Origin of the sequence: Streptomyces sp. NBC_01537 (assembly GCF_045040445.1) — a bacterium.
Classification (GTDB): Bacteria; Actinomycetota; Actinomycetes; order Streptomycetales; family Streptomycetaceae; genus Actinacidiphila.
On the sequence record NZ_CP109392.1, the window covers coordinates 8913174 to 8934484 of the forward strand.

At 66.8% G+C, this 21311-nt stretch carries 19 protein-coding genes and 2 pseudogenes; 13 read left to right on the plus strand and 8 right to left on the minus strand.

Going from position 1 to position 21311, the window contains the following annotated elements:
• The first annotated feature begins 20 nt into the window (after nt 1-20).
• Nucleotides 21-644, plus strand: coding sequence for an isochorismatase family cysteine hydrolase (locus OG607_RS40930; RefSeq protein ID WP_405734715.1), 624 nt, complete (start codon nt 21-23; stop codon nt 642-644).
• On the opposite strand, the gene OG607_RS40935 is transcribed toward OG607_RS40930, so the two are convergent.
• Both OG607_RS40935 and OG607_RS40940 read right to left on the minus strand, forming a co-directional pair.
• Nucleotides 616-1086 (minus strand): Rieske (2Fe-2S) protein, encoded by a 471-nt coding sequence (locus tag OG607_RS40935; protein WP_405734717.1) that lies wholly within the window; start codon nt 1084-1086, stop codon nt 616-618. The genes OG607_RS40930 and OG607_RS40935 overlap by 29 nt on opposite strands.
• A gap of 110 nt (nt 1087-1196) precedes the next feature.
• A complete protein-coding gene (locus tag OG607_RS40940) occupies nt 1197-3311 on the minus strand; it encodes a prolyl oligopeptidase family serine peptidase (RefSeq protein ID WP_405734719.1) in 2115 nt (704 codons plus the stop codon).
• A 1294-nt stretch (nt 3312-4605) separates the two neighbouring features.
• On the opposite strand from OG607_RS40940, the gene OG607_RS40945 reads away from it, so the two are divergent.
• Both OG607_RS40945 and OG607_RS40950 read left to right on the plus strand, forming a co-directional pair.
• Complete coding sequence (locus OG607_RS40945; RefSeq protein ID WP_405734721.1) at nt 4606-4887, plus strand: hypothetical protein; 282 nt, start codon at nt 4606-4608, stop codon at nt 4885-4887.
• Nucleotides 4888-5457: 570 nt separating this feature from the next.
• On the plus strand, nt 5458-6000 hold the full coding sequence (locus tag OG607_RS40950) for a hypothetical protein (RefSeq protein ID WP_405734723.1): 543 nt from the start codon (nt 5458-5460) through the stop codon (nt 5998-6000).
• 4 nt (nt 6001-6004) lie between these two features.
• Here OG607_RS40950 and OG607_RS40955 read toward each other — a convergent pair whose 3' ends face one another.
• Nucleotides 6005-6670: a class I SAM-dependent methyltransferase gene (locus tag OG607_RS40955; RefSeq protein ID WP_405734725.1), complete on the minus strand. Its 666-nt coding sequence runs from the start codon at nt 6668-6670 to the stop codon at nt 6005-6007.
• 273 nt (nt 6671-6943) lie between these two features.
• Here OG607_RS40955 and OG607_RS40960 point away from each other — a divergent pair, with 273 nt between their 5' ends.
• Both OG607_RS40960 and OG607_RS40965 read left to right on the plus strand, forming a co-directional pair.
• Nucleotides 6944-7177, plus strand: coding sequence for an Lrp/AsnC ligand binding domain-containing protein (locus OG607_RS40960; RefSeq protein WP_405737403.1), 234 nt, complete (start codon nt 6944-6946; stop codon nt 7175-7177).
• Between the two features lie 118 nt (nt 7178-7295).
• On the plus strand, nt 7296-7652 hold the full coding sequence (locus tag OG607_RS40965) for a hypothetical protein (RefSeq protein ID WP_405734727.1): 357 nt from the start codon (nt 7296-7298) through the stop codon (nt 7650-7652).
• 32 nt (nt 7653-7684) lie between these two features.
• Here the strand turns inward: OG607_RS40965 and OG607_RS40970 are convergent, their stop codons facing one another.
• Complete coding sequence (locus tag OG607_RS40970) at nt 7685-7969, minus strand: DUF3040 domain-containing protein (RefSeq protein ID WP_405737404.1); 285 nt, start codon at nt 7967-7969, stop codon at nt 7685-7687.
• 134 nt (nt 7970-8103) lie between these two features.
• Nucleotides 8104-8766, minus strand: a complete 663-nt coding sequence (locus OG607_RS40975; protein WP_405734729.1) for a DUF1326 domain-containing protein — start codon at nt 8764-8766, stop codon at nt 8104-8106.
• 311 nt (nt 8767-9077) lie between these two features.
• Between OG607_RS40975 and OG607_RS40980 the strand changes: the two genes are divergently transcribed.
• The 5 genes and pseudogenes from OG607_RS40980 to OG607_RS41000 all read left to right on the plus strand — a co-directional run bounded on the left by OG607_RS40980 (nt 9078) and on the right by OG607_RS41000 (nt 12929).
• Nucleotides 9078-9914 (plus strand): DUF2182 domain-containing protein, encoded by an 837-nt coding sequence (locus tag OG607_RS40980; protein WP_405734731.1) that lies wholly within the window; start codon nt 9078-9080, stop codon nt 9912-9914.
• A gap of 539 nt (nt 9915-10453) precedes the next feature.
• Nucleotides 10454-10909 carry a hypothetical protein gene (locus tag OG607_RS40985; RefSeq protein WP_405734733.1) on the plus strand — a complete coding sequence of 152 codons (456 nt, stop codon included), beginning with the start codon at nt 10454-10456 and terminating at the stop codon, nt 10907-10909.
• 116 nt (nt 10910-11025) lie between these two features.
• Nucleotides 11026-11521 (plus strand): annotated as a pseudogene (locus OG607_RS40990) (IS5 family transposase); the annotation flags it as partial.
• A gap of 208 nt (nt 11522-11729) precedes the next feature.
• Nucleotides 11730-12014 (plus strand): annotated as a pseudogene (locus tag OG607_RS40995) (transposase); the annotation flags it as partial.
• A 723-nt stretch (nt 12015-12737) separates the two neighbouring features.
• Nucleotides 12738-12929: a hypothetical protein gene (locus tag OG607_RS41000; RefSeq protein WP_405734735.1), complete on the plus strand. Its 192-nt coding sequence runs from the start codon at nt 12738-12740 to the stop codon at nt 12927-12929.
• Nucleotides 12930-12940: 11 nt separating this feature from the next.
• Here OG607_RS41000 and OG607_RS41005 read toward each other — a convergent pair whose 3' ends face one another.
• Nucleotides 12941-13810 carry a nuclease gene (locus OG607_RS41005; RefSeq protein WP_405734737.1) on the minus strand — a complete coding sequence of 290 codons (870 nt, stop codon included), beginning with the start codon at nt 13808-13810 and terminating at the stop codon, nt 12941-12943.
• A 511-nt stretch (nt 13811-14321) separates the two neighbouring features.
• Between OG607_RS41005 and OG607_RS41010 the strand changes: the two genes are divergently transcribed.
• Both OG607_RS41010 and OG607_RS41015 read left to right on the plus strand, forming a co-directional pair.
• On the plus strand, nt 14322-15107 hold the full coding sequence (locus tag OG607_RS41010) for a hypothetical protein (protein WP_405734739.1): 786 nt from the start codon (nt 14322-14324) through the stop codon (nt 15105-15107).
• Nucleotides 15104-15499 (plus strand): hypothetical protein, encoded by a 396-nt coding sequence (locus OG607_RS41015; RefSeq protein WP_405734741.1) that lies wholly within the window; start codon nt 15104-15106, stop codon nt 15497-15499. Before OG607_RS41010 ends, OG607_RS41015 begins: the two co-directional genes overlap by 4 nt.
• Nucleotides 15500-16084: 585 nt before the next feature.
• On the opposite strand, the gene OG607_RS41020 is transcribed toward OG607_RS41015, so the two are convergent.
• Together OG607_RS41020 and OG607_RS41025 are read right to left on the minus strand one after the other, a co-directional pair.
• A complete protein-coding gene (locus tag OG607_RS41020; protein WP_405734743.1) occupies nt 16085-16462 on the minus strand; it encodes a hypothetical protein in 378 nt (125 codons plus the stop codon).
• A gap of 209 nt (nt 16463-16671) precedes the next feature.
• Nucleotides 16672-20196 carry an eIF2A-related protein gene (locus tag OG607_RS41025; RefSeq protein WP_405734745.1) on the minus strand — a complete coding sequence of 1175 codons (3525 nt, stop codon included), beginning with the start codon at nt 20194-20196 and terminating at the stop codon, nt 16672-16674.
• Nucleotides 20197-20489: 293 nt separating this feature from the next.
• Here OG607_RS41025 and OG607_RS41030 point away from each other — a divergent pair, with 293 nt between their 5' ends.
• Nucleotides 20490-21158, plus strand: coding sequence for a class I SAM-dependent methyltransferase (locus OG607_RS41030; RefSeq protein ID WP_405734747.1), 669 nt, complete (start codon nt 20490-20492; stop codon nt 21156-21158).
• The last annotated feature ends 153 nt before the right edge of the window (nt 21159-21311 follow it).

Genomic DNA, 21311 nt, shown 5'->3' on the forward strand with positions numbered 1-21311 from the left:
GGGGGACAAGGGGGGCCGCTGTGCTGCTCGATCCGGCGGTCACCGCGCTGCTCACCGTCGAATGCCAGCGCGGAGTCGTCGGCCCCGGCAGCGCACTTCCCGAACTGGCCGACGCCGTACGCGGATCCGGCACTCTGGACAGGATCGCCGCTCTGGTCGCCGCCGCCCGCGAGGCCGGGGTCCCGGTGCTGCACGCCATCGCGGAGCGACGCCCCGACGGGCGGGGCGGGAATCACAACGCCCGGCTGTTCCGGGCCGCCGGACGCATGCGCGTGCAGCAGATCGCGGGCACCGAGGCCACCGAGATCGCGCCCGAGATCTCCGTCGCCGACAGCGACTTCGTCCTGCGCAGGCTGCACGGGCTGTCGCCGCTCGCCGGCACGGGCGCGGACGCCCTGCTGCGCAATCTCGGGATACGTACGCTGGTCATCACCGGCGTCTCGGCGAATGTGGCGGTGCCCAACGCCGTCTTCGACGCGGTGAACCTCGGTTACGAGGCCGTGGTGCCTGCGGACGCCATCGCCGGGGTGCCGGACGACTACGCGCGGGCCGTCGTCCGGCACACCCTGGCGCTGGTCTCGACGGTCACCACCGCCGAGGAGGTGCTCGGTGCGCTCAGGCGAGGGTCACCGAGTCGCCGCTGACGGTGATACTGGCCGCGGCCAGCGGCTGGGTCGCGGGCCCGGAGGCGACGCTGCCGTCGGCGATCTTGAACTTGCTGTTGTGGCAGGGGCAGTTGATCGTGCCGTCGGACACCGAGGTCACCGCGCAGCCCTGGTGGGTGCAGACCGCGGAGAAGGCCTTGAACTCGCCCGCGGTCGGCTGGGTCACCACGACCTTCTGGTCGGCGAAGATCTTGCCGCCGCCTTCCGGGATGTCGCTGGTCTTGGCAAGCTCCGAGCCGGTCCCGGCGGCGGCCGACGAAGCGGCCCCGCTCTGCGAGGGAGAGGTCTGTGCCGTCCCGGAGCCCGACGTGTCAGTGGAATCGCCGCACGCGGCCAGGGCGGCGGCGAGTCCGGCCGCACCCACCCCCGCCACGACGGTACGGCGGTTCGGCGAACCTGAGATGAGGGGCGTCTCGGTCATGCGTCACTTCCTGTGCCTTGGTCGGACCGGGCGGCAGAGGGGGGAAGGGCCGCCCGGCGGGGCGTAGCGATCAGCCTTGGTCTGTCATACGGATCTCCCCGCCGCCGGGTTCAGGATTTCCCGGAATTCGTCTCCGGCCGCGCCGGTACGGCCGGCACACCGAGCGCCTCGCGGAGAAAGCCGAGCTGGTGCCGGAGCAGCGCGGACACGACCGTCTCGTCGGTCGGCATGTGGGTTGCGGACGGCAGCGGCAGCACGCTGTGCGGGCGGCCGGCGGCCAGCAGCGCGGCCGACAGGCGCAGGGTGTGGGCGGCCACCACGTTGTCGTCGGCCAGCCCGTGGATCAGCAGCAGCGGCCGGGTCAGTGAGGAAGCCTCCGCGACGAGCGAATTCCGCAGGTAGTTCTCCGGCTCCGTGTCCGGGTGACCGTTGAATCGCTCGGTCCAGTGAGTGTCGTACAGCAGCGGATCGGCGGCCGGGGCGCCCGCCACTGCCGCGTGGAAGACATCCGGCCTGCGCATGACGGCGATCGCCGCCAGGCTGCCGCTGAACGACCAGCCGCGGAAGCCGACCCGCGTCAGGTCCAGGTCCGGGCACCGCTCGGCCGCCGTGTGCAGCGCCGTGACCTGGTCGTCCAGAACCAGCCGGTAGCGGTCGCCGTACACCGCCTTCTCCCAAGCGGGTCCGCGCCCCGGGGTCCCCCGCCCGTCCGCGATCACCACCGCGAAGCCGCACTCGGCGAACCACTGCGCTTCGCTGAACCAGAACCGCCGTGCGCGAACCACGCGTTGCTGTGCCGGGCCGCTGTACGGGGCCATGAGCACCGGCAGCCGCTGCCCCGGCTCGTACCAGGACGGCAGCAGCAGAGCCGAGCGCACGCCGTGCTCACCCGCGCTGAACCACGTGATGCGCGGTGCGACCAGCGGCTCGGCCTGCAGCGAGGCGATCGCGCCGACCGGTCCGCCCTTGCGCAGCACGGATACGGTGTGGCCGTTCCCGGTATGCGCATGGTGGACCAGCGTGCCGCCCGCCGCGGCGCCCGAGTGCAGGCCGGGTTCCTCGCTGATCCGTTCGAGGCCCCCTTCGGGCGCGTACGACCACAGGTGCGTCTCCGTGGGCTCCTCGCTCGCTGTGAAGAGCACCGACTCGTCCCGCGAGCCCAGTACTTCGCGGACCTGGAGACCCGGCGGGGTCACCGCGTTTCCGCCGACCAGCAGCCGCCGTGTGTCCGAGCCGTCCGCGTCGGATGTCCGCACCAGGGCGCCGGAGGCGGTGCGCAGGGGAAGTCCGGGCACGGTCTCGACCCAGTGCGGGTCCCGCTCCTCGTGCAGGACCGTGGTCGCGCCGGTGTCCGGATCCGCGGCCAGCACGCGCAGGACGCGTTGGTCCCGGCTCTGTACGGTCAGCAGCGGGCCGTGCGCATCCCAGGCCACCGCGACCAGGTACTCGAGGGCCACCCGGTCCCAGACCACCTCCGTACGGCTGCCGTCGAGCCCGACGACGTGCAGCGACACATCGGCGTTGGCGGTCCCCGCCGCCGGGTAGCGGATCTCCTGCGGCGGCCTGTCCGGATTCGCCGGGTCGGCGATCCACCAGCGCCGCACAGGGGAGTTGTCGACCCGCGCGACCAGCAGCCGCTCCCCGTCCGGCGCCCACCAGTAGCCGCGCGACCGCTGCATCGACTCGGCGGCGACATGCTCCGGCAGGCCGTACGACACCTCGGGGCCGTCGGGCTCCACGACCGCCCGGTCCGGCCCGCCGTCCAGCTCCACGACCCGCAGGGCGCCCCCGCTGACGTAGGCGACCCGCCGCCCCGCCCCGTCCGGCCGGGGGTCGACCACGGGCCCGGGCGTGGGGACGGCCCGGGGCGCGCTCCCGTCCGTGCCGACCGTCCACAGCCCGGCGTCCAGCACGAAGACCACGAGCCGCACGTCCGCGTCGGCCGCGTACGCGACCACCCCGCCCGCGGTCTCCCGGGCCCGCTCGCGGCGTATGCGCTCCGCCTCGGGCAGCGGACCGGAATCCCCGCCCAGGAGGAGTGGGTCGGCCAGCAGCCGTTCATTGCCGTCCTGCCACAGCCACAGGCAGGTGACCGGGTCCTCGCCGCCCCGCGTGCGCAGGAAGAGCACCCGCTCGCCGTCGGGCGAGACCGAGAAGGTCCTCGGGGCGCCAAGGCCGAAGCGCCGGGTACGGGCCAGCTGCCGGGGAATCTCCATGAAGTCCATGTACGGGACACTCGCATGCGCGGACCGGCCCCCGCAGCCGCATTAATCTGGTGCGATGCTCACTGAAGTGACCGGGACCCGGTATGTGACCCCCTTGCGGGAGGGCGGATCCGTGCCGGGCCTCATCGAGGCCGACGACCTCGGCACATATGTCGTGAAGTTGACCAGCTAGTGGCGTTGACCTGCGGTGATGCGGCTACTCCCATAGCTGACCTGCACAGATGAGTCTTTGAGCGTCTTTCAGGGGCGTGCGGCGTTACGCAGCCGGTTCTCCCCGCGCGCTCCCCAGCGGCGCAGATACTCCCCAAATTCTCCCCACGGAGGGCCCTCCTCGCTGGCAGCAGCGAGACGAAACCTGGCCCTGCTGCAGGCACGGTGAGTGACTGTTTCGGGTCCAACTGAATGGCGATCCGTAACCCGGCAGTCGGTCCCTAACCCGTTTCCGATGACGCATCACGTGGAGTGCGTGGCGATCCTTGATCCTGCGGCAAAGGTATCCTGACCTGCGGTTTTGTGCGTCAGCATTATGTGCGGTGTGGGCGTTACGGGCAATATCTTGACGCATATTCGACGCACGTGACGCACGTTGACGCACGTTCTGATAGGGCGTCAGGTGACCTGGGGTACAGGTCAGGCGGCACTGAAGGCAGCTGCATCGCGGCGAGACGGTCGGCGAAATGCTCGTCTGGTATCCAAGATGTGCCGGTGATGGCGAGCGTGGCAACCATGCCGAGGTTGCGTCCGTAGCGGGGTGCCGGGAGGCTCGCATCGGTGCCGGAACCTGGTCCTGGCCGGCCCGGGGGATTGTGGGGCCTGGCCCGCCGGTACCGCTTAGGCGACCGGTGGGCGGGGAACGGCGTCGAGGTCTTGCTGAGCCGGTACGCGAAGTGCCTGTACGACCGGCAGTCCATCAACAACCAGCACATCGAGGGCCTGTTGAGCGCCTACGATCAGCCGCCTGAGCCTGATTTGCGGGATGAGGAGTAGCTCTCGCGCAGGAGTGCGGCACCAGGTTGGCGAGCGGGTCCCCCGGAGTTCGGTGGGAGGTCGGTGTCCCGGAACAGCGGGGTGGACCGCACGGCCGCCAGCGCATGGCGCCGTCCAGCTGGAGTACCAGGACCGCGTGATCGAGCGGCCGCGACGCGGCTGACCTTCCACCTCGGCCACTGACCGGCACCGGTGACACCGGCATTCCGCCAGACGGCGCAGACACGCTCGCCACCGCTCGCCGTCGCCGGCACGCGGACTTAGCGTCGTGCACACGCTGTCGTCGAACGTGAGCCGAGGGACTGAGATGGCAATTTTGGTGATCAACCGGGGCGCGGAGTGGACCCAGGAGCTCTACCAAACGGTTTTCGACCGGACGCTCCCGGACCCTGCGAAACCGCCGGCCGGGCTCATCGCTCACTTCGCGGCGCCCGGCGAGGCGGGCGGCTGGCAGGTCATCGACGTATGGGAGTCCGAAGATGCCCTCCGGTACTTCATGGAAGAGACGGTCCTCCCCGCCGCCCAGGAGTTCGGAGCGCCGCCGTTCGACTCGAAGGTGGTCGAGCTCTACAACTCTCTGATCCCGTAGACAGGGACCGGGCCATGCTGTGTACCGGTGCCGACAGCTGGAGACCGCAATGCCACGACTGGCGCCCACGCACCTTCGTCGAAAGGGCAAACGTTGCCTGAAGCGGCAACGCGAACGCCTCCAGCCTGATCAGCGCGGTCGCCGACCGTAACATCACCATACGGACGGTTGCCGAGGGCGCGGATCCTGATGCGCTGTCGGGGTCGGGGTCGTCAGCTTCGGTGACCTGGCCGAGCAAGTGAACCCTCATCGTCTGCGGAAGATCAGCGGCGCCTCGGCGGACTGGTGACCGCGTGAGGCGCGGTGTGCCGGGTAGGCGCGGGCATACAGAGCAAGTAGGGACCGACGCGGAGGGCACCTGGAGGATTCCATGCGCCTCAAGATCGTCAATCAGAGCGCGAAGTACCGGCCTCCGAGGCTGGTGGAGCCGCCGGCGTCCGGGTATCTGCACCTGGCGGCAGCGGGCGAGCCGCCGCGCGGCCGGATCCCACGACCTGGCGACAGCCCGGCCTGCAGGCCCTGCTCGGGACGCTGAAGGCGGCCGCGGGCGATCTGAATCACGCGAGTGCGGTGAAGCAGGCCAGCGTCTACCGGGCGCTCACGGTCCCGCCGCTCGTCGGGTACGCCCGGCAGGCCGGGCACCCGGCACGGTACGACGTGGTGATGCTGGTGGAGACCCAGTCGCCCGACGACATCGACGAGGTGCGGGGCAGCCCGACGTACAAGGACGTCCTCGGCCTGCTGGAGGACGCCTCCCCTGACGTCCACACCATGGCCGCGCGCTGCCGCAAGTGCATCGGCGACGTGGACCGCACCCGCCAGGGCCTGTTCCTGTTCAACTACTTCGTGGGCGAGGACCCGGAGGTGTCGTACGAGCTGTGGGACCACCTCGCGGACTGGTTCACCGCCGAAACCGGGCTGGACAACTCGGTGCTGCTGGAGCCCCTGGGCGGCGAGGGCGACTACCTGTTCGTCAACCACGCCCGTTGGGACCTGACCCCGGCGGCGCTCGCGGTGCGGCAGTTCACCAAGCCCAGCTTCTACCGCTACGTCCTGGCCAATCTGCGGGCCAACCGGACCGGAGCCATGCCGCTGCTCTACCACCTTGCCTGACCGGTCAACGGGGGCGGACGGTCTGGGTGACGCGCCACAGGCGGCGGGGCAGCTCGCCCTCCTCGAACGGGTGGACCTCGGTCAGGTCCCAGCCCTCGGAGAGTGCGTCGATCAGGTCGCGGGAGAAGAAGTGCACGGCGAAGCCGCCGTGCTCGAAGATGTCGTCGCCGTGCGCCAGGCCGGTCCCGTAGTGCGCGTCGCCGGTGTGCCGCACGGTGTAGACGAAGACCCCGCCGGGCCGCAGCACCCGCCGGACCTCTGCGACCAGGGCGCGGATCTGCCGCGTCGACAGGGCCATGCACAGCAGCATGTGCGCGAAGACCCCGTCGACGCTGTCGTCGGCCAGCGGAAGCGCGTCCCGTACGTCGTACGTCGCCGTGCTCACCCGGTCGGCCAGCCCAGCCCTGAGAGCGGCGTCCCGGAGTTGTTCCAGCCCGGTGGGGCTGAAGTCGGTGGCCTGTGCGGTGAACCCACAGCGGGCGAAGAACAGCGCGTCCCGGCCGTGCCCGGCTCCCAGCTCCAGTACCTCGTGAGCCCCGGCCGCCCGAAACACCGCGGCCGCGTGCAGCGCGGGCTCGGAGGGCTGGTCCCCGTACATGCCCGGATGAGCACGGTAGGTCTCCTGCCAGTGCCGGCGCTGGGCATCCGCCAGTTCCCCGTTCCCGGCCATCGTCAACTCCCGCACTCCGTCACGCCGCCCATCACCAGGCGTCGGGCCCAGCCTAGATCCGGTCGGCAGCACCACCGACCGCTGCGCGTTGCGATGCCCGGCATGATGACGCGGCTTCCATGACGGCGGCCTCGCCGACAGCATTTCCTGCTCCGCCGACTGCGCGGCTGGTGGCGCGGTGCGTACCGGCGCAGACTGGCCTCAACGGTGGGTCACAGCTGTATGGCGTTGACTCGCACGGCGGGGCTGCGCCGCGAGGCGGGGAGGTCCGTCATGATCGAGGCCTACGTCCTGGTCCAGACCCAAGTGGGCACGGCGGCTCACGTGGCCGGGGCGGTCTCGGCGACCCCGGGTGTGCTGCGGGCCAAGGCCGTGACCGGCCCGTACGACGTGATCGTGCAGGCCGAGAGCCCGACGATAGATGACCTGGGCCGCCTGGTGGTGGCACGGATCCAGCGGGTCGAAGGCGTCTACCGCACTCTGACCTGTCCGGTGGTGGAACTCTGACGCTCGGCTGTGAGCGCACGCCGACGGGAAACGTCAACATCCCGCGTCCCGCCGAGCGACGCGATCGGCCCCCGCCGCGATGCACTGAGAGAGCAGTGGAGCACGGTGTGGAGGAGCGATGGCGCGGCTCGTGGTCAAGGGCGAGGAACTCATCGTCCGCCTGCTGTGGTGGGAGAAGGCGGCGGCCCGGCACCGCGACGTGCACGTTCCCCTGTCCTCAGTCCACCAGGTGGCCGTCGAACCGGACTGGTGGCGCGCCCTGCACGGCGAACGCGGCCGGGGCGCCTGGATCCCCGGCGTGCTGTCCCTCGGCGCCCGGCGGCACTCTCGCGGACAGGACTTCACGGCCGTCCGCGCCCGCGGGCCTGTCCTGTGCGTCGAGCTGCGCCGCCCCTCGCGCTACACCCGCCTGGCCGTCACCGACCCCGACCCCGAAGCCGCCGCACACGCCGTACGCACCGCCGCAGGAATCTGACCCGGCCAAGGAGGGCGCCAAGGACAGCACTGTCAGTCCTTCCGGCGGCACAGCTGGTAGAGGATCAGCAACACTGCCGCCGCGGGGCTCAGCGCGAGCACCGTCGCGGCGACGATGACCAGCGGTGTGACGCCGAGTACGATGCCCGTAACCAGCAGTGCGGGCCACACGGCCAGGACCGGACCCCACAGTGCCGCGCGCAGGGCACGCGAGCGCCGGTGACGACCGGTGACGAATTGATCGCTCCAGACCGGATCGTCGGCCTGCAGGGCGGCCTCGATCGTCTCCAGCTGCTTCCTCTCGTGCGCGGACAGCATCAGGGTCACTCACCACCGTCATGCGAGGTGGTACGGCACCGGCATCGAACTGGTCCTGTTGACCAGCAGGTTCGTCAGGACGAAGCCGGGGAGGGCGGCGCAGGCCCGCAGGTCGTTGCTCAGGCCGGCCCGAGCTACTCGGGTCCAGTCCAGTCGAAGGTGATGTGTTTGCTGGACTGGCCCTCCCGGCTCCACTGGAATCCGAACGCGTCGGCCCGGTCGGCAGTCGCCCTGCCCCAGGTCGCGAGCTGGCCGGGGCCCGTCTCGCAGCCGGGCAGGTTGGTTGTCTGGACGCGCGCGCCGTCCGGTGTCGTGGGGCCGGTGAGGGCCTTGGCGCGCGCCTCCACGCGGCCGGGGATGCTGGCACTCCAGGAGGCGAGGTCCTGGTCGACCTTGATCTCGATGGGGGCGAAATCCATGCCCCGCATCTCGGGGTCGAACATCGAGACCATCTCGGCGGGCCAGCTGCCCGCCTGACCGCCGAAGATCATCTGCAGGGCTTCGCGCTGCGCGTCGTCGGCGCGCTCGTCGATGAAGACGGCGCCGTACGCGTCGGAGTGCTCGGCCCACACATTGCCGACGAAGGAGCCCAACATCAGCACATTGAGACCGTCCAGCGGAACGTCGCCGTAGCCGCCCTCGCGGATGTGCCAGGCCAGGACACCGTCGCAGTCTCCGTAGGTGGGTGGCTGCGCGAAGGAGCACGGGCAGGGGACGTTGCACTTGCAGGTGTCGAACCAGTCCCCGGCGACGTGCCACCTCGGAATGGTCGTTGATGTCTCGGTTGTCCCGGTCATCGTCGAACCTCCTCACGAGCCCCGCGCCGGGCGGGTCTCGTGCGGTGGGTGGCAAGCCGTTCGTGCGGAGGCAAAGCCTGCGAATATCGCCGGGAAGCGCTCGGTCGCACTGTTCTCCCTCTCCATCGTGCACCCGCCACCGCCCGCGGGCCAGGCCGCCCGGCGAGGCGCTGCGGCGCGCACACAGACGGCACACCGTGCGCGGCGAACCGGACTCACACGGGGAGTGAACCTGAGTCGGTCCGGCGGGTGTCGGGGTCGCGTCGGGGGCGTCGGAGTGGTCCCATGGATGTGTCCCCAGGAGAAGGCTGATGCGGCATACCCGGATCTCCGGCCTTACGCCTTCCCGGTCCGCCCCGCCGACCGGAGAGGCCGGAGCGCTGTTGCCGAGGCGCGATCTGGCGGTTGCCTGGTCCTTCGTCGTGGTGATCGCGGCTCTGGCATGGGTGCTCACGATCGGGCAGGCCCGCGGCATGGGCGTGGAGCCCGGGACCATGGGGTTGGCGCTGCCGCTGTTCCTGCTGCTGTGGGTGACGATGATGGCGGCCATGATGCTGCCGTCCATGGCGCCGGTGGCCATCACCTGGGCGCGCGCAATCGGCCGGCAGTCCTCCGGCTGGACTCGGACAGCGCGTACCGCTGGATTCGCGGGCGGTTATCTGCTTGCGTGGACGGCCTTCGGACTGCTCGCCTACGCGGCCCTCGCCTTCACCGGCGCCCTGGTGGACGACCATCCGACCGCCGGACGCTGGATCGGCTTCACCGCCTTCCTGCTCGCGGGTCTCTACCAGCTCGGTCCGCTCAAGAACGTCTGCCTGCGACACTGCCGCAGCCCCATGAGCCAGCTGATGCGCTACGCGGGCTTCCGCCCACCGGCCCGCGACCTACGGGTGGGCCTCCATCACGGCGCGTACTGCGTCGGCTGCTGCGCCGGGCTCATGGTCGTCCTGATCCCGCTCGGCGTGATGAACGTGGCCGCGATGGCCGGGCTGGCCGTGGTGATCTTCGCGGAGAAACTGTGGCCCCGCGGCCCGCTGCTCAGCCGGGCCGTGGGCGTCGCCTTCCTCGTCCTGGCGGTCCTCGCGCCGTTCCAGGACTGGCTGCTCCCTGGTCTCAGCGGCTCGATGCCGTCCATGGGCGGAATGTGACTCACCGGCCACGGCTTGGTCCACGCATTCGCCAGGCTGCCCGCCGGCAGCTGAAGAAGCCCGCGCCGGACACGCAGAACGGCACCACGTAGTTCACCAGCACCCGCAGCCAGGTCGCGACTGTGGCTCGCCCGACGCGATGACCGACCCCTGATTGACCAGGGAGAGCACGGTGCCCACGCATACGGCAATCGGCACGCACCTCAGCAGGGACGACGCGGAGAACACCGTCGCCAGCAGCCGCGGCGCCCCACTGGCGCGCACCGCCTCGTCCCACCGGTCCCTCACACACGGCTCGGAGCCGCTCCCGGCGCCTCCTCACTACTGAAGGCGTACTCGGCGGCCTCGCCGTACGACCCCCGGGTGTTTCATGAGCGACCACCTATGAAATGTCTTGGCCGTCCGCTCCCGAAGCTACGGGCAGGTGACAGATAGCCGTCGGTACAGGTTGGGGCAAGGTGTGGTCTGTCTCGTTTCAGGGGGGGGTGGGGAGCGGGCTCTTTGGGAAGTATCGGAGCGGAATTTATAGGAGTCACTTCATGCTGATCAACATCCTCACGATCGCCGGATCGCTCCTGACCGCCGCCTCCGTTGCGTTCGCTGGCTACCAGTTGGTGTTACACCGCCGTGAGCGGCAGGCGCGGTTCCTCTTCGACACCAATGTTTGGTTACTCTCTGACCCATCCATCCGTGCCTTCTACTACCGCCTCGACTACAACAGGTGGACGTTCGATCCCGACACCTTCAGGCTTAGCCCCGAGGAAGACCTGCTCGACCGGCTGCTCCACACCCTCGACATGGTCCAACGCTTCGTCGAGTCTGGTCAGCTCCGACCTGCCCACATGACCATGCTCCAGATGGACGTCCCGCAGATCCTGAATAACCCCGAGGTTCAGAAGTACTTCACCTGGCTCGACACAGAATTCCCCGGCTTGGAGAAGCCGCCCTATGCGGCGGCCCGCCGCCTGGCAGCGGCCCTCCCTCCCTACGTGTAGACCCTATGCGCGTCGCAGAGGCTGGAGCACGTCACCGCGGAATCCCTCGCCGCCACAGCAGAGCCGAAGGCGGTCACGCTGAGCTACTTGTCGCTTCGTGGCAGCTTCAGGATTGGAGGGCACATAAAGGGGGCTCGAAGACCGGGCGACGCTCTGTCGACCGGGACAGGACGGGCAGCAAGCATCACCTAATCACCGACTCTACCGGCATACCGCTCGCCGCGACCCTGATCAGCGGCAACCGCAACGACGTCACCCAGCTGATCCCACTGCTTCAGGCAGTACCGCCTGTGCGGGACAAGCGAGGCCGGCCCCGGCGTCGCCCGGACGTGGTAGTGGGCGACCGTGGCTACGACCACGACAAGTACCGCCGTCTGGTCTGGGGCCTCGGTGTGAAACCGCTGATCGCCCCACCGCGGCACCGAGCACGGATCCGGCCTGGGCACCCAACGCTGGGTCGTGAAGCGCGCGTTCGCCCATCTGCACTGGTTTCGCCGCCTGCGGATCCGCTGGGAGATCCGCGACGACATCCATCAAGCATTCCTCACCCTCGGATGCGCACTCATCTGCTGGCGGCGACTGCGTGCTTTGCCGAGCGAGTGCGAGAGCTAGGGACTGTCTGGAGTTGTGATCAAGGCGGTCTGTTTCGGACCCGAGGGTCATGCCGAGCTGGTAGAACGCTCCGGTGACGCGACGTGAACTGAGCAATGGTGAGTGGGAACTGATAGAGCCGTTCCTGCCGATCGGACGGTACGGCCCTTTCCCGCAGCACCTGCGCGCACAGTTCGAGGGCGTCATCTGGTGATTCCGCACTGGCAGCCAATGGCGAGAGATGCCCGAAGAGTTCGGGGCCTGGCAGACGGTCTACGACCGCTTCACCCAGTGGCGCAACGTCGGCATGTTCGCCACGCTGATAGACGGGATGATCGCCGAGGCCGCTCGGCGCGGCCAGGCCGACATGTCCCTGGTCAGCGTGGATTTCACGGTGGCCCGGGCCCATCACGACGCGGCCGGGATGGTGGTGGAACCGGAGGTCCTGGCGGCGCTGGAAGAGGCCGCGGCGCAGGAAAAGGGGCCACGGAAACCGGGCAAATCATCCCGGTGACCGTCGACTCGCCGGCCGGGGAGTCCGAGCGGGCCGAGCGCCGACGGCGGCGTCGGCGCCGCCGGGCCCGGCTCAAGGCAGCGGCGCTGGGTCGCTCGCGCGGTGGGCTGACCAGCAAGGTCCACCTCGCGGCAGACCGGGCTGCCGCCCGCTGGCGTTCGTGCTCACGCCTGGGCAGGCCGCCGATAGTCCCCGGTTCGTCGCGGCGTTGGAGAAGGTCACCGAACGCGGGCGGGATGGCCGGGGGAAGCCGTCCCGCCCGCGTCCACGGACGCCCGGCACGGGGGGAACCGAGCGTCCTGCTTCCTACAGCGCCGTAGTGGGCAAATGTGTCACAAGGACATATCAAAGGTGACATAGCTCACAGCCGCTGTGTCATCCGCCGTGCCGATGTCTACCGGGGAGATTGAAGCCCTGGTGGGCGAGGCTGGCCGGACGGTGCCCGGCGGCACATTCGTGGCGGTGAACTGCTGCTCGGTGGTGAAGCCGACGGCCGTACGGCTGCTCAGCGGAGTGCGGAAGAAGCGGGCGGTACAGCCCAGGGGGTCCGGCCGGATGGGGAGGGAAGAGGGTCCGGCTGGGATGCGTTCCGAAGGCTCCGAGTCCTCCGCTAGCTCGTACTGCGACGTGGAATTCCTCCCTGACGAAAGGCGGGCGTGGACACTCCACCGACGCGATGCCCGCAGGTCCGGGGCCCGCCTGGCCAGCCCGGAGAGGCTTGCCGTGCTGTTGTTGGACGCGCTCAGCTCGGTCGCGTACGGGCCCGAGGTGAGCGTGCTCGTCATGGTCGGCGCCGAACTCGGCCTCGGCCGGATCCCGCTCCTGCGGCGGCGTACCGCCACCAGCCTGGCCACCGTCCTGCGAGCGCGCACCGATGTCGTGGTCTGCATGCTGCCGTACCGGCTCAAGCTGTGAGGGCGTGAGGGTCATTCCTCGTCGAAGACCAGGTCCTCCGCCGGGTGGGTCATCCGCACGGTCTGGCCGTTGGTGACCTCGACCACCGCGTCGAGTCCGGTGGTGGAGTGGCCGGTGGACAGGATGAAGAACCGGTCCTGGGCCTGGGCCAGGAAGGCGGGGAACCCGGACAGCGAGGGATCGCCCAGGTGCAGGTAGTCCACCAGCCGCCGGAACAGCTTGGGCAGGATCACCACGTCTTCGGTGAGCGAGGACAGCCCGAAGATCTTCGCCCCGGTCGTGGTCACGTCGCTCGGCCACAGCCCCTTGGCAGGCTCTGCCGCCCGCGCCCCGTGGACGGCGGCGGTCAGCGCCGTACGCAGGTCGGCGAAGAGATTGCGGTAGTACGTGGGGTAGGCCAGTCCGGCGGCGAGCAGGTGGTGGTTGGCGGTGGTCTCCAGCAGGGGCACGTCGACGTGGATGCCGGTGCCGCCGGCGCCGGGCGGGCTGCCTCGGCCGGCCAGGGCGACGCATCGGCCGTGGAGGTCGGCGCCGCGGGTGAGGACGAAGCCGGGCACGGCGTCCGGGATGGAGGCGGCGACGGCTTCGTTCGAGCTGCGCTGGATGCCGGAGAAGCCGAGCCAGTCGAGCAGTTCCTCGGCTGAGGCGTGGGCGAAGGGCAGTGGTTGGTGCTGCCTCGGGCCGGTGCGCGCGTAGTGCGTCTCCAGTGCGTCGATGGCGTCCAGCCGCAGCTGGGCGGTGCCGGCCGCGTTGCGTTTGACGGGGTGGGCTCCGCCGACGAGTTCCCATTGGGCCGGGTCGTCGGGGGTGAAGTGGATGGAGTCGCCGTCGGGTTGGGATCCCTTCACCCGGTACGAGCCCTTGATCAGCAGCATCGGCATGGTGACTCCCAGAGGAGGTGGAGACCCGTCGTTATGACGGTACGACCGTATGCGCACGCTTGCTATCGGGGGAACTGTCCGGCGGGCGGGTGTGGTGCGTGGCCGGTCGTAAATCCCCTACGTCAGAGCCAGCCGTTGCAGCGGAAGCCGCGGCGGATCACTGCGCAGGCGATGGCGATGGCGATGATGCCGAGGACGGCCGGGTAGCCGCAGGTTCAGTGCAGGTCGGCCATGTGGTCCGGGTTGGTGATGGCCACTGTCGCGACGCTTCGCCGAAGTACGTCCAGTGCGGCGTTGGCGGGAGCACGCCGTTCCCGGTGGCCGGCTCATCGCGCCAGTCCGGACGGGCGCGCGCGACGATGATCGGACCAAGCCGCCCTCCAAACGTGCTGGCTGCCTCTGCGCGGCGAGTCAGTCCCTGTGAGACAGATGCTCGAAACACCATCTCGTTGTCCCAGCGACTGTCATGCTGATCCCACCGGGTCTGACAGCTGGGGGGCTGTTTCCGATCATGAATTCGAACAACATCGTTGCTCTCATCGTCGCGCTGCTGGTACCCGTCGTGACCGCGATCGCCGGAACGGTCAGCGTTCTCCTGGAGAATCGACAGGCCCGCAATTCCCTCACCGGCAGCCGGCGACTCGCCTTCGAGGACGCAAGTCGGCAGATCGCTTTCACTGTCGAGTGGTGGCAGGCCCAGCAGTTGCTCCCCACCACAGCCCAGACACTCCAGGATGCCGAGGCGACGGCCCGGGGCTGTATGGACCAGGCGGCGACGCTGGCGAGCGAAGCCGGCAGGAGTCACCTCGACGCGGATTCGCCCGGCGCCTTACCGAGCCGCGTCCTGCTGCTCTACCGGTTTCATCGACGCGCCGCGAAGTGGATTCGCCTGGCCTACTACACGGCGTTGGCGGCGATGGCATACGCGGGCATGGGCCTGCTCTTCAGTGGACTGACGAAAAACTACCCGGGGACCGACCTCGTCTACCAGGTGGTCCTGATGACGCTCATCATCGGGTTGGCCGCGCTGACTCTCCGCTTCTGGGCCCTGTCCGTGGAAAACGCGCGGCACCGACCTGCCCGCCTGGCACCCCGCAGCCTCCCCGCAACCCATGAACACACACGGAACGTCGCGCTCCAAAAGCCACGGCTTCTCTCGACCTCGAAGGGATGTTCGTGTCAATTCCAGAACAATCGCCCACGCATCCGACACCCACGCCAACACCGGCGATCGCGCCCGACAGCACGCCGGCGCCGGAACGGAGAGACCGCCCCTTCCTCTTCATCCTTGCTGTGATCAGCCTGGCCAGCACCATTGGAGCCGCCGCCCTGGCCGGCTACTGGTCCAATGCGGGAGTCCAGGAGACGCTCGACCGCCAGCGCTCGGCCGAGATCCAGGACCAGCGCCGGGCGGCCTATGCCGACTTCATCCGCGCCGCTGGCCAGGTGTGCACTACGCTCGCCTCGTCGTCCTTCAATCATGACAAGGTCAACGCCGTATCAGTCGAGGTGCTCACCCAGGAGTCGCGCGTGTTGCTCATCGCGAGCCAGAGCCTGCGCGGACCGACCGAGGGCCTCACGAAGTACGTCATGGAGAAGGCCATTTCCGCAGCAGACTGCACCACGACCGACTACACCAAATACCGGAACGCCTTCATCACCGCAGCCCAGCAGGACCTCGACAGTTGAGAGCCGCCCAAGCCCCCTCCCTGCTCGGCCCGAAAAGAGCAACGGTCAAAAGACCGTGTGCCGTTTTTGGTAGGTCCATTGTGCGCCACCAGCAGGGTCGCCTCACGTACCTGGATCCGTACCTCGGTCGCTCCGAGGTCCTCCGCATTCTGCACGACCTCCGATAGCCCCTGCAGACGATCCGTGGATACCCCTTTCGCTGCGCGTCGGGCCCCGACCGCCAAGTCCTGCATCACACCTGTTTCGGTGGGCAGCTCAGCGAAGCGCTCGATGGCTGCATGGACCGCTTCCGGCGTCGCTGGCTCGGGCACGACCCGCCCGAGCGCGCACGTCTTTTTGAACAGCCGCTCCGCCCACTCGGCGGCTTCTTTCTCCTTGGCCGTCCACCTTGCCATGACTCTTCCCCCACCCGCTGTCGCTCCTGCCCCGGCCATGATTCTCTCCTCCAGCCGACGTAACGGAGCCGCTGTTCCGAACAAGCCGAAGCCGGCGCTCTGACACTTTTCCCTCGATAGGAGTAGTTGGGATGGGGTGCCCCGTTCAATCGCAGGGCTTCGGCGTAGTCGCATGACGTCCGGTTTGTGATCACGCGAGGCCGAGGAGGGCCAGTGGGCGTCGTGGGTCACGGGCGTTGTGGCGGAGGCTGGCCGCGATGTTGGTGGTGCCGGACAGCTTGAGGGCACCGATAGCCAAGTTGCGCCAGGTCGCCATCGCGCGGGGCGCGTTGCCGGTCCGTAGTTGGGAGGCGTCCTCTGCGAAAGTCGTGTCGCGGACGTGGTGCAGGGCCTCCACCTTCCAGTGGTCCCGGACCAGCTTGGCCGGCTGGGCGGGGGTGGCCTGCTCGGCGGTCAGGCTGGTGACGGCGTAGACGGTTTTGACGGTGGTCTTGCCCGTCTTGCGGTCGGTGCGGCGCCGCTTGATCTGGAGCGCCTGGCCGGCTCCGGGGAACAGCAGTTTGTTCACGGTGCCGACCTGGATCCGGCGGATCTCAGACCGTCCGTGACCGGCGTCGCATGTGCGGCCCTGGAAGCCCTGCCCGCCGACCATGCCAGCCCCACGTGGGGGGCCAATACTCATTCCCGATCAAGGCCCACGGAGATCGCGAAGTGGAGCCAAGAGTTGCTCGAAAGTGGGTCCAGAACCCACTCCCGAAGCCAAACGGCCCAGATAACTCACTCAGGGCTAACGGAGGGAAGCCCTAGCCCTATACGCTCGTCGGCCGATAGGTTTCCCAATACGCCACCCCGGGCACGGGCGAGGATGACCTCTCGTGACTCGACTCTCCACAGATAGACGTGATCGTCCGAACAGGCGACAGCAATCCAATTAGAGTCCGGACCCCAGGCCACGCTCTCCAGAGTGGAATCATGTCCAAAAGCCATCACTTCGCACCCATCCTCAGTATCCCAGATCCTGACTGAGTGATCCTGTCCTCCACTGGCAATACGCCGACCATCCGGAGACCACGCGACACACCTGATGGCATCGTGATGACCTGACAGCGTCATCAGCTCGTTCCCAGTCTCCGCGTCCCACACCTTGACGACACAGTCGTAGGACCCACTGGCAATACGCCGACCATCCGGAGACCACGCGACAGACCTGATGGCATCGTGATGACCTGACAGCGTCATCAGCTCGTTCCCAGTCTCCGCGTCCCACACCTTGACGACACAGTCGTAGGACCCACTGGCAATACGCCGACTATCCGGAGACCACGCGACAGACCTGATGGCATCGTGATGACCTGACAGCGTCATCAGCTCGTTCCCAGTCTCCGCGTCCCACACCTTAACGAAGCGGTCGTAGGACCCACTGGCAATACGCCGATCATCCGGAGACCACGCACAGCACACAACACCGTCTTCGTGCCCAGAAAGAATCCTCGGTTCATCTTCAGTTAACGGATTCCAGATTCGCACACTGCGATCCTCTGAAGCGCTCAGCAAATGACTCCCGTCCGAAGACCATGCGACACAGCGCACCCAGTTGTTGTGACCAGTGAGAACTTTAATACATAATCCCGAGAGAGGGTCCCAGATCCGCACACTACGATCGAATGAGCCGCTGGCTATGTAGCTTCCTTCGGGTGACCATGCGACACAACGGACCCATCCATTGTGGCCGTAAAGCGTTACCATGAAGTCACCGGGACTGATATCCCAAACCCTTACGGTTCGATCGAAAGATCCGCTAGCTACGCGTTTCCCGTCGGGCGACCACGTCACACATCGCACCCAATCTTGATGCCCTCGAAATGCAATGATTTCTCCGCTAGTAGTAGCATCCCAAATCCGCACCGTATGGTCGAAGGAACCAGTTACCAACTGGCTGTCATCAGGTGACCATTCCACTGAATACACAACATCACCGTGCCCATCCACTGTAGTGACAACGGTATCCGACGCGATGTCTACTATTCTCACGGTGTGGTCTTCTAGAGCTGCCGCAATCTTAGTTGAGTCATGGGACCAAGAAACTGAATGGACACTGTCAGGTAGCTGTACGGATCCAAGAGAATGACCAAGATTTGCATCCCAAATCTGCACACTTTTATCGTATGCCCCGCTCGCTATTAGATGGCCGTTGGGCGACCATGCCACCGCTCGCACCCAGTCTGAGTGTCCTTGGAGGCTTACAACCAATGCTCCTTCCGGCACGTTCCAAACTCTGACTTCACTATCGTACGAACCGGTTGCCACACGGCTTCCGTCGGGAGACCACGCAATCCCACGCACGCCGTCTTGATGCCCGCGCAATACCTTCAGTTCAGCGCCCGTTTCTGAGTCCCAAATGCGAGCCGTCCGGTCGAATGACCCGCTCGCAAGACGCCGGCCATCAGGGGACCACGCCACAGACCACACGCCGTCTTGATGCCCGCGCAATACCTTCAGTTCAGCGCCCGTTTCTGAGTCCCAAATGCGAATCGTCCGGTCGAATGACCCGCTCGCAAGACGCCGGCCATCAGGGGACCACGCCACACTGCATGCGTCTTGCTCGTGACCCATCAGAAGCTTTCTCACACTAGCCCTTGACATTGCCGCAGTAAGTGCCTGGCAAGCCAAAGAAGTCGGTGCGCATTCCTCATTGGCCGCAATAGCCAGCCTCAGCGCGTGTTCCGGATCACGTTCTAATTCTGCCAATGCTTGCCGAGAAAGATTCTCGGAAAGACGACGCATCGTCGCCTGATCGGCACGCATCGACCGGTCGATGAAGCTCCGGCCCTCCGGAGAAATGCGAATTGGATGCTCACCAGTGGTCAACCATTGATAAGCGGCAGTCGTTCGCTCACCCGTAAGCAAGTACGAGTCTCTGCAGCCAGAGCTTACCCACTCCTGACTCCACCTCTCCAGGTCGCCTCGCTGCCTGAGGTTTTCAATCCGGTTTTCGATCTGCTGATGCAATGGACCCCATTGATCGAACAGAGCCTCATGTGCGACTTCTAGCACGTTCTCGTTGTAAGCGTCATCACTCGACGAGTCGCTCACAAGCAGACGTCCTGCGAGGAAGGCGCGCGCGACTGCGAGTTCCTCGGGTCCGAGTTCCGATGCCTTTACCCGTCGACGTGTTGGCATATCGCCAGTCACCGTCACAAAGTTCAATAGGGTCGAAATTATTGGTGCTTCAGGATTGCGGCCTGTCAGTTCCGTGGAAATTTTGTCCGCTTGCCTCGATATAACACCGCGCACTCCCCCCAATCTTTCATAGTCGGATCGCGTTACCTTATTCCCGCGTCGAGCGAAGTATAATTCCTGGAGCGTGAATGAAAGCAACGGCAGAGCGACTCCGGATGACGTGTCGGCAGCAATCTGCGCGACCAAATCAATGGGATCGAACTCTATCCCTGCAGCTACAGCTGGGCGTTCGATGACTTCCCTCAAGGAGTCAGCACCCAGAGCACCCACAGCAATGGGGGAGCGGAACAGGTGAGAATCTGCACTCTGCAGGAACATGGTGAAGAAATCCGAACGCACCGCAAACAGGATCCAGATTTCAGGGTTTTCGAGTAGCAGCCTCACGATTACGTCGAAAAAGTTTTGCCTCTCCGACGGATCACAAAGAGTGAACAGTTCCTCCGCTTGGTCCACGAAGAAGAGTAGTCTCGATCGGGCGCCTTCTGCATTAGGAGTTATTCTCAGACGCTGCGGGAAGGCGGGAGTGTTGGAGAGCGTCGAATTTACCGCAGCGAATGACAACGCCAGACTCGCAAGCGGGTGGTCTCCTGGAACTATCGTAGGGGCTACCCGCCATTTCATTCGCTCGCTTCGCAAGCTGGGTATCAGACCAGCCTGCACCAGTGATGATTTCCCTACACCGGAAGGGCCAATTACCGTCACAACACGCAAAATGCCCCGCGCATCCGTGGGGCGCACTTTATCCAATAGGGCGCGAACTTCCGCGTCGCGTCCAAAAAACACACTGGCATCGCTTTCGGTGAATGATGAAAGCCCTGGAAACGGGGATCGGCCAGGGTTCCAGCTAGGACGATTCGCTTGGTTTGCCATTTCGGCCCGATACTGCCAGACCATCAGCACGGCCGTGATGAATAGGGCCACCATTGTTACGACGGGTGCCAAGCTGCGAAGCCAAGATGATTGATCGATACTATCGGTCAGAACGCCAGCGATTACTCCTATAAGTGTAACGAGCAAGAATATCAGGATGCGTAGGGAGAGGTCGAAGTTGATGCGTCGCACCGTCGAATCTTGTCCTAACTCTCTCCAGCTGGACCAGTAGGCGTCGGGGGCGCACATAGGGCGTACGGAATCTCGCTGGAGGAGCACGCACTTTAGATCCTTATCGAATCTCGGCAAGGGCATGACATGCGTGACCCAGCAGGTCTCTTCTGCCGTAGGCCATCGGCGACAAAGACCTGCTGGACACCCCCACCCTCGCGCATACCGAGGGGGTCACGGCGAGTCCGGGCACAATCAGTGCGGCCGACGTATACCAAGCCTGGCCGCCGCACTTTGACGCCCCTGGCAACCAGATGATCGACATTGAGCAGCCCGTTGTCCGACGCATCCTGGACAGCCTGCCCGTCGGCACGGCGCTGGACGCGGCCTGCGGCACCGGCCGTCACACCACCTACCTGCATGAACTCGGCCACCATGTGATCGGCGACGACGGCTCCACGGAAATGCTCGCCCAGGCCCGCAAGCGCCTGCCAGATGTCGACTTCCACGAGGCCGACCTGCACCGGCTCCGGCTTCCCGACGACGCGGTCGACACCGTCGTGTGCGCGCTCGCCCTGACACACGTCCCCGATCTGGCCCCAGTGCTGGCGGAGTTCGCGCGTGTCCTGCGCCCTGGCGGAAGCCTCGTGATCTCGGATGCCCACCTGCTGGTGTCCTACCTCCGGCCGACCCTGGCCCGCCGTCCCGGCCCGGACGGCCGCCCGTCCCTCCTCGCCGAGCACCACCGCCCGCTCAGCGCCTACCTCGCCGCAGCCCTTCCAATGGGCTTCCAGGTCCGGCAATGCGAGGAACCCTGCCGCCCGCGCCACTCCCTCGACCCTGGCACCGCCCCGGACCCGCTCCCGGCCCGTGTGTCCTGGGACTTGTTGCACTGGTGCCCGGAAGCGTCGGCCGCGGCCTTGGATGATTCCCCGATCGCGGTCATCTGGCACTTCCAACTCGACGGCACCCGAAAGGGCTGAGCAACCGGACCAGATCAACTGAGACAGTGTCCGGCATCCACTCGTCAGGACCGCATCACCTGAGATTCCCAGCATCCCCAGGTCTCAACTGAACTGGTCGCCGCAGGTCACAGGTCTGAGCGGGGCCAGATTGTTTGAGACGGGACACCTGGT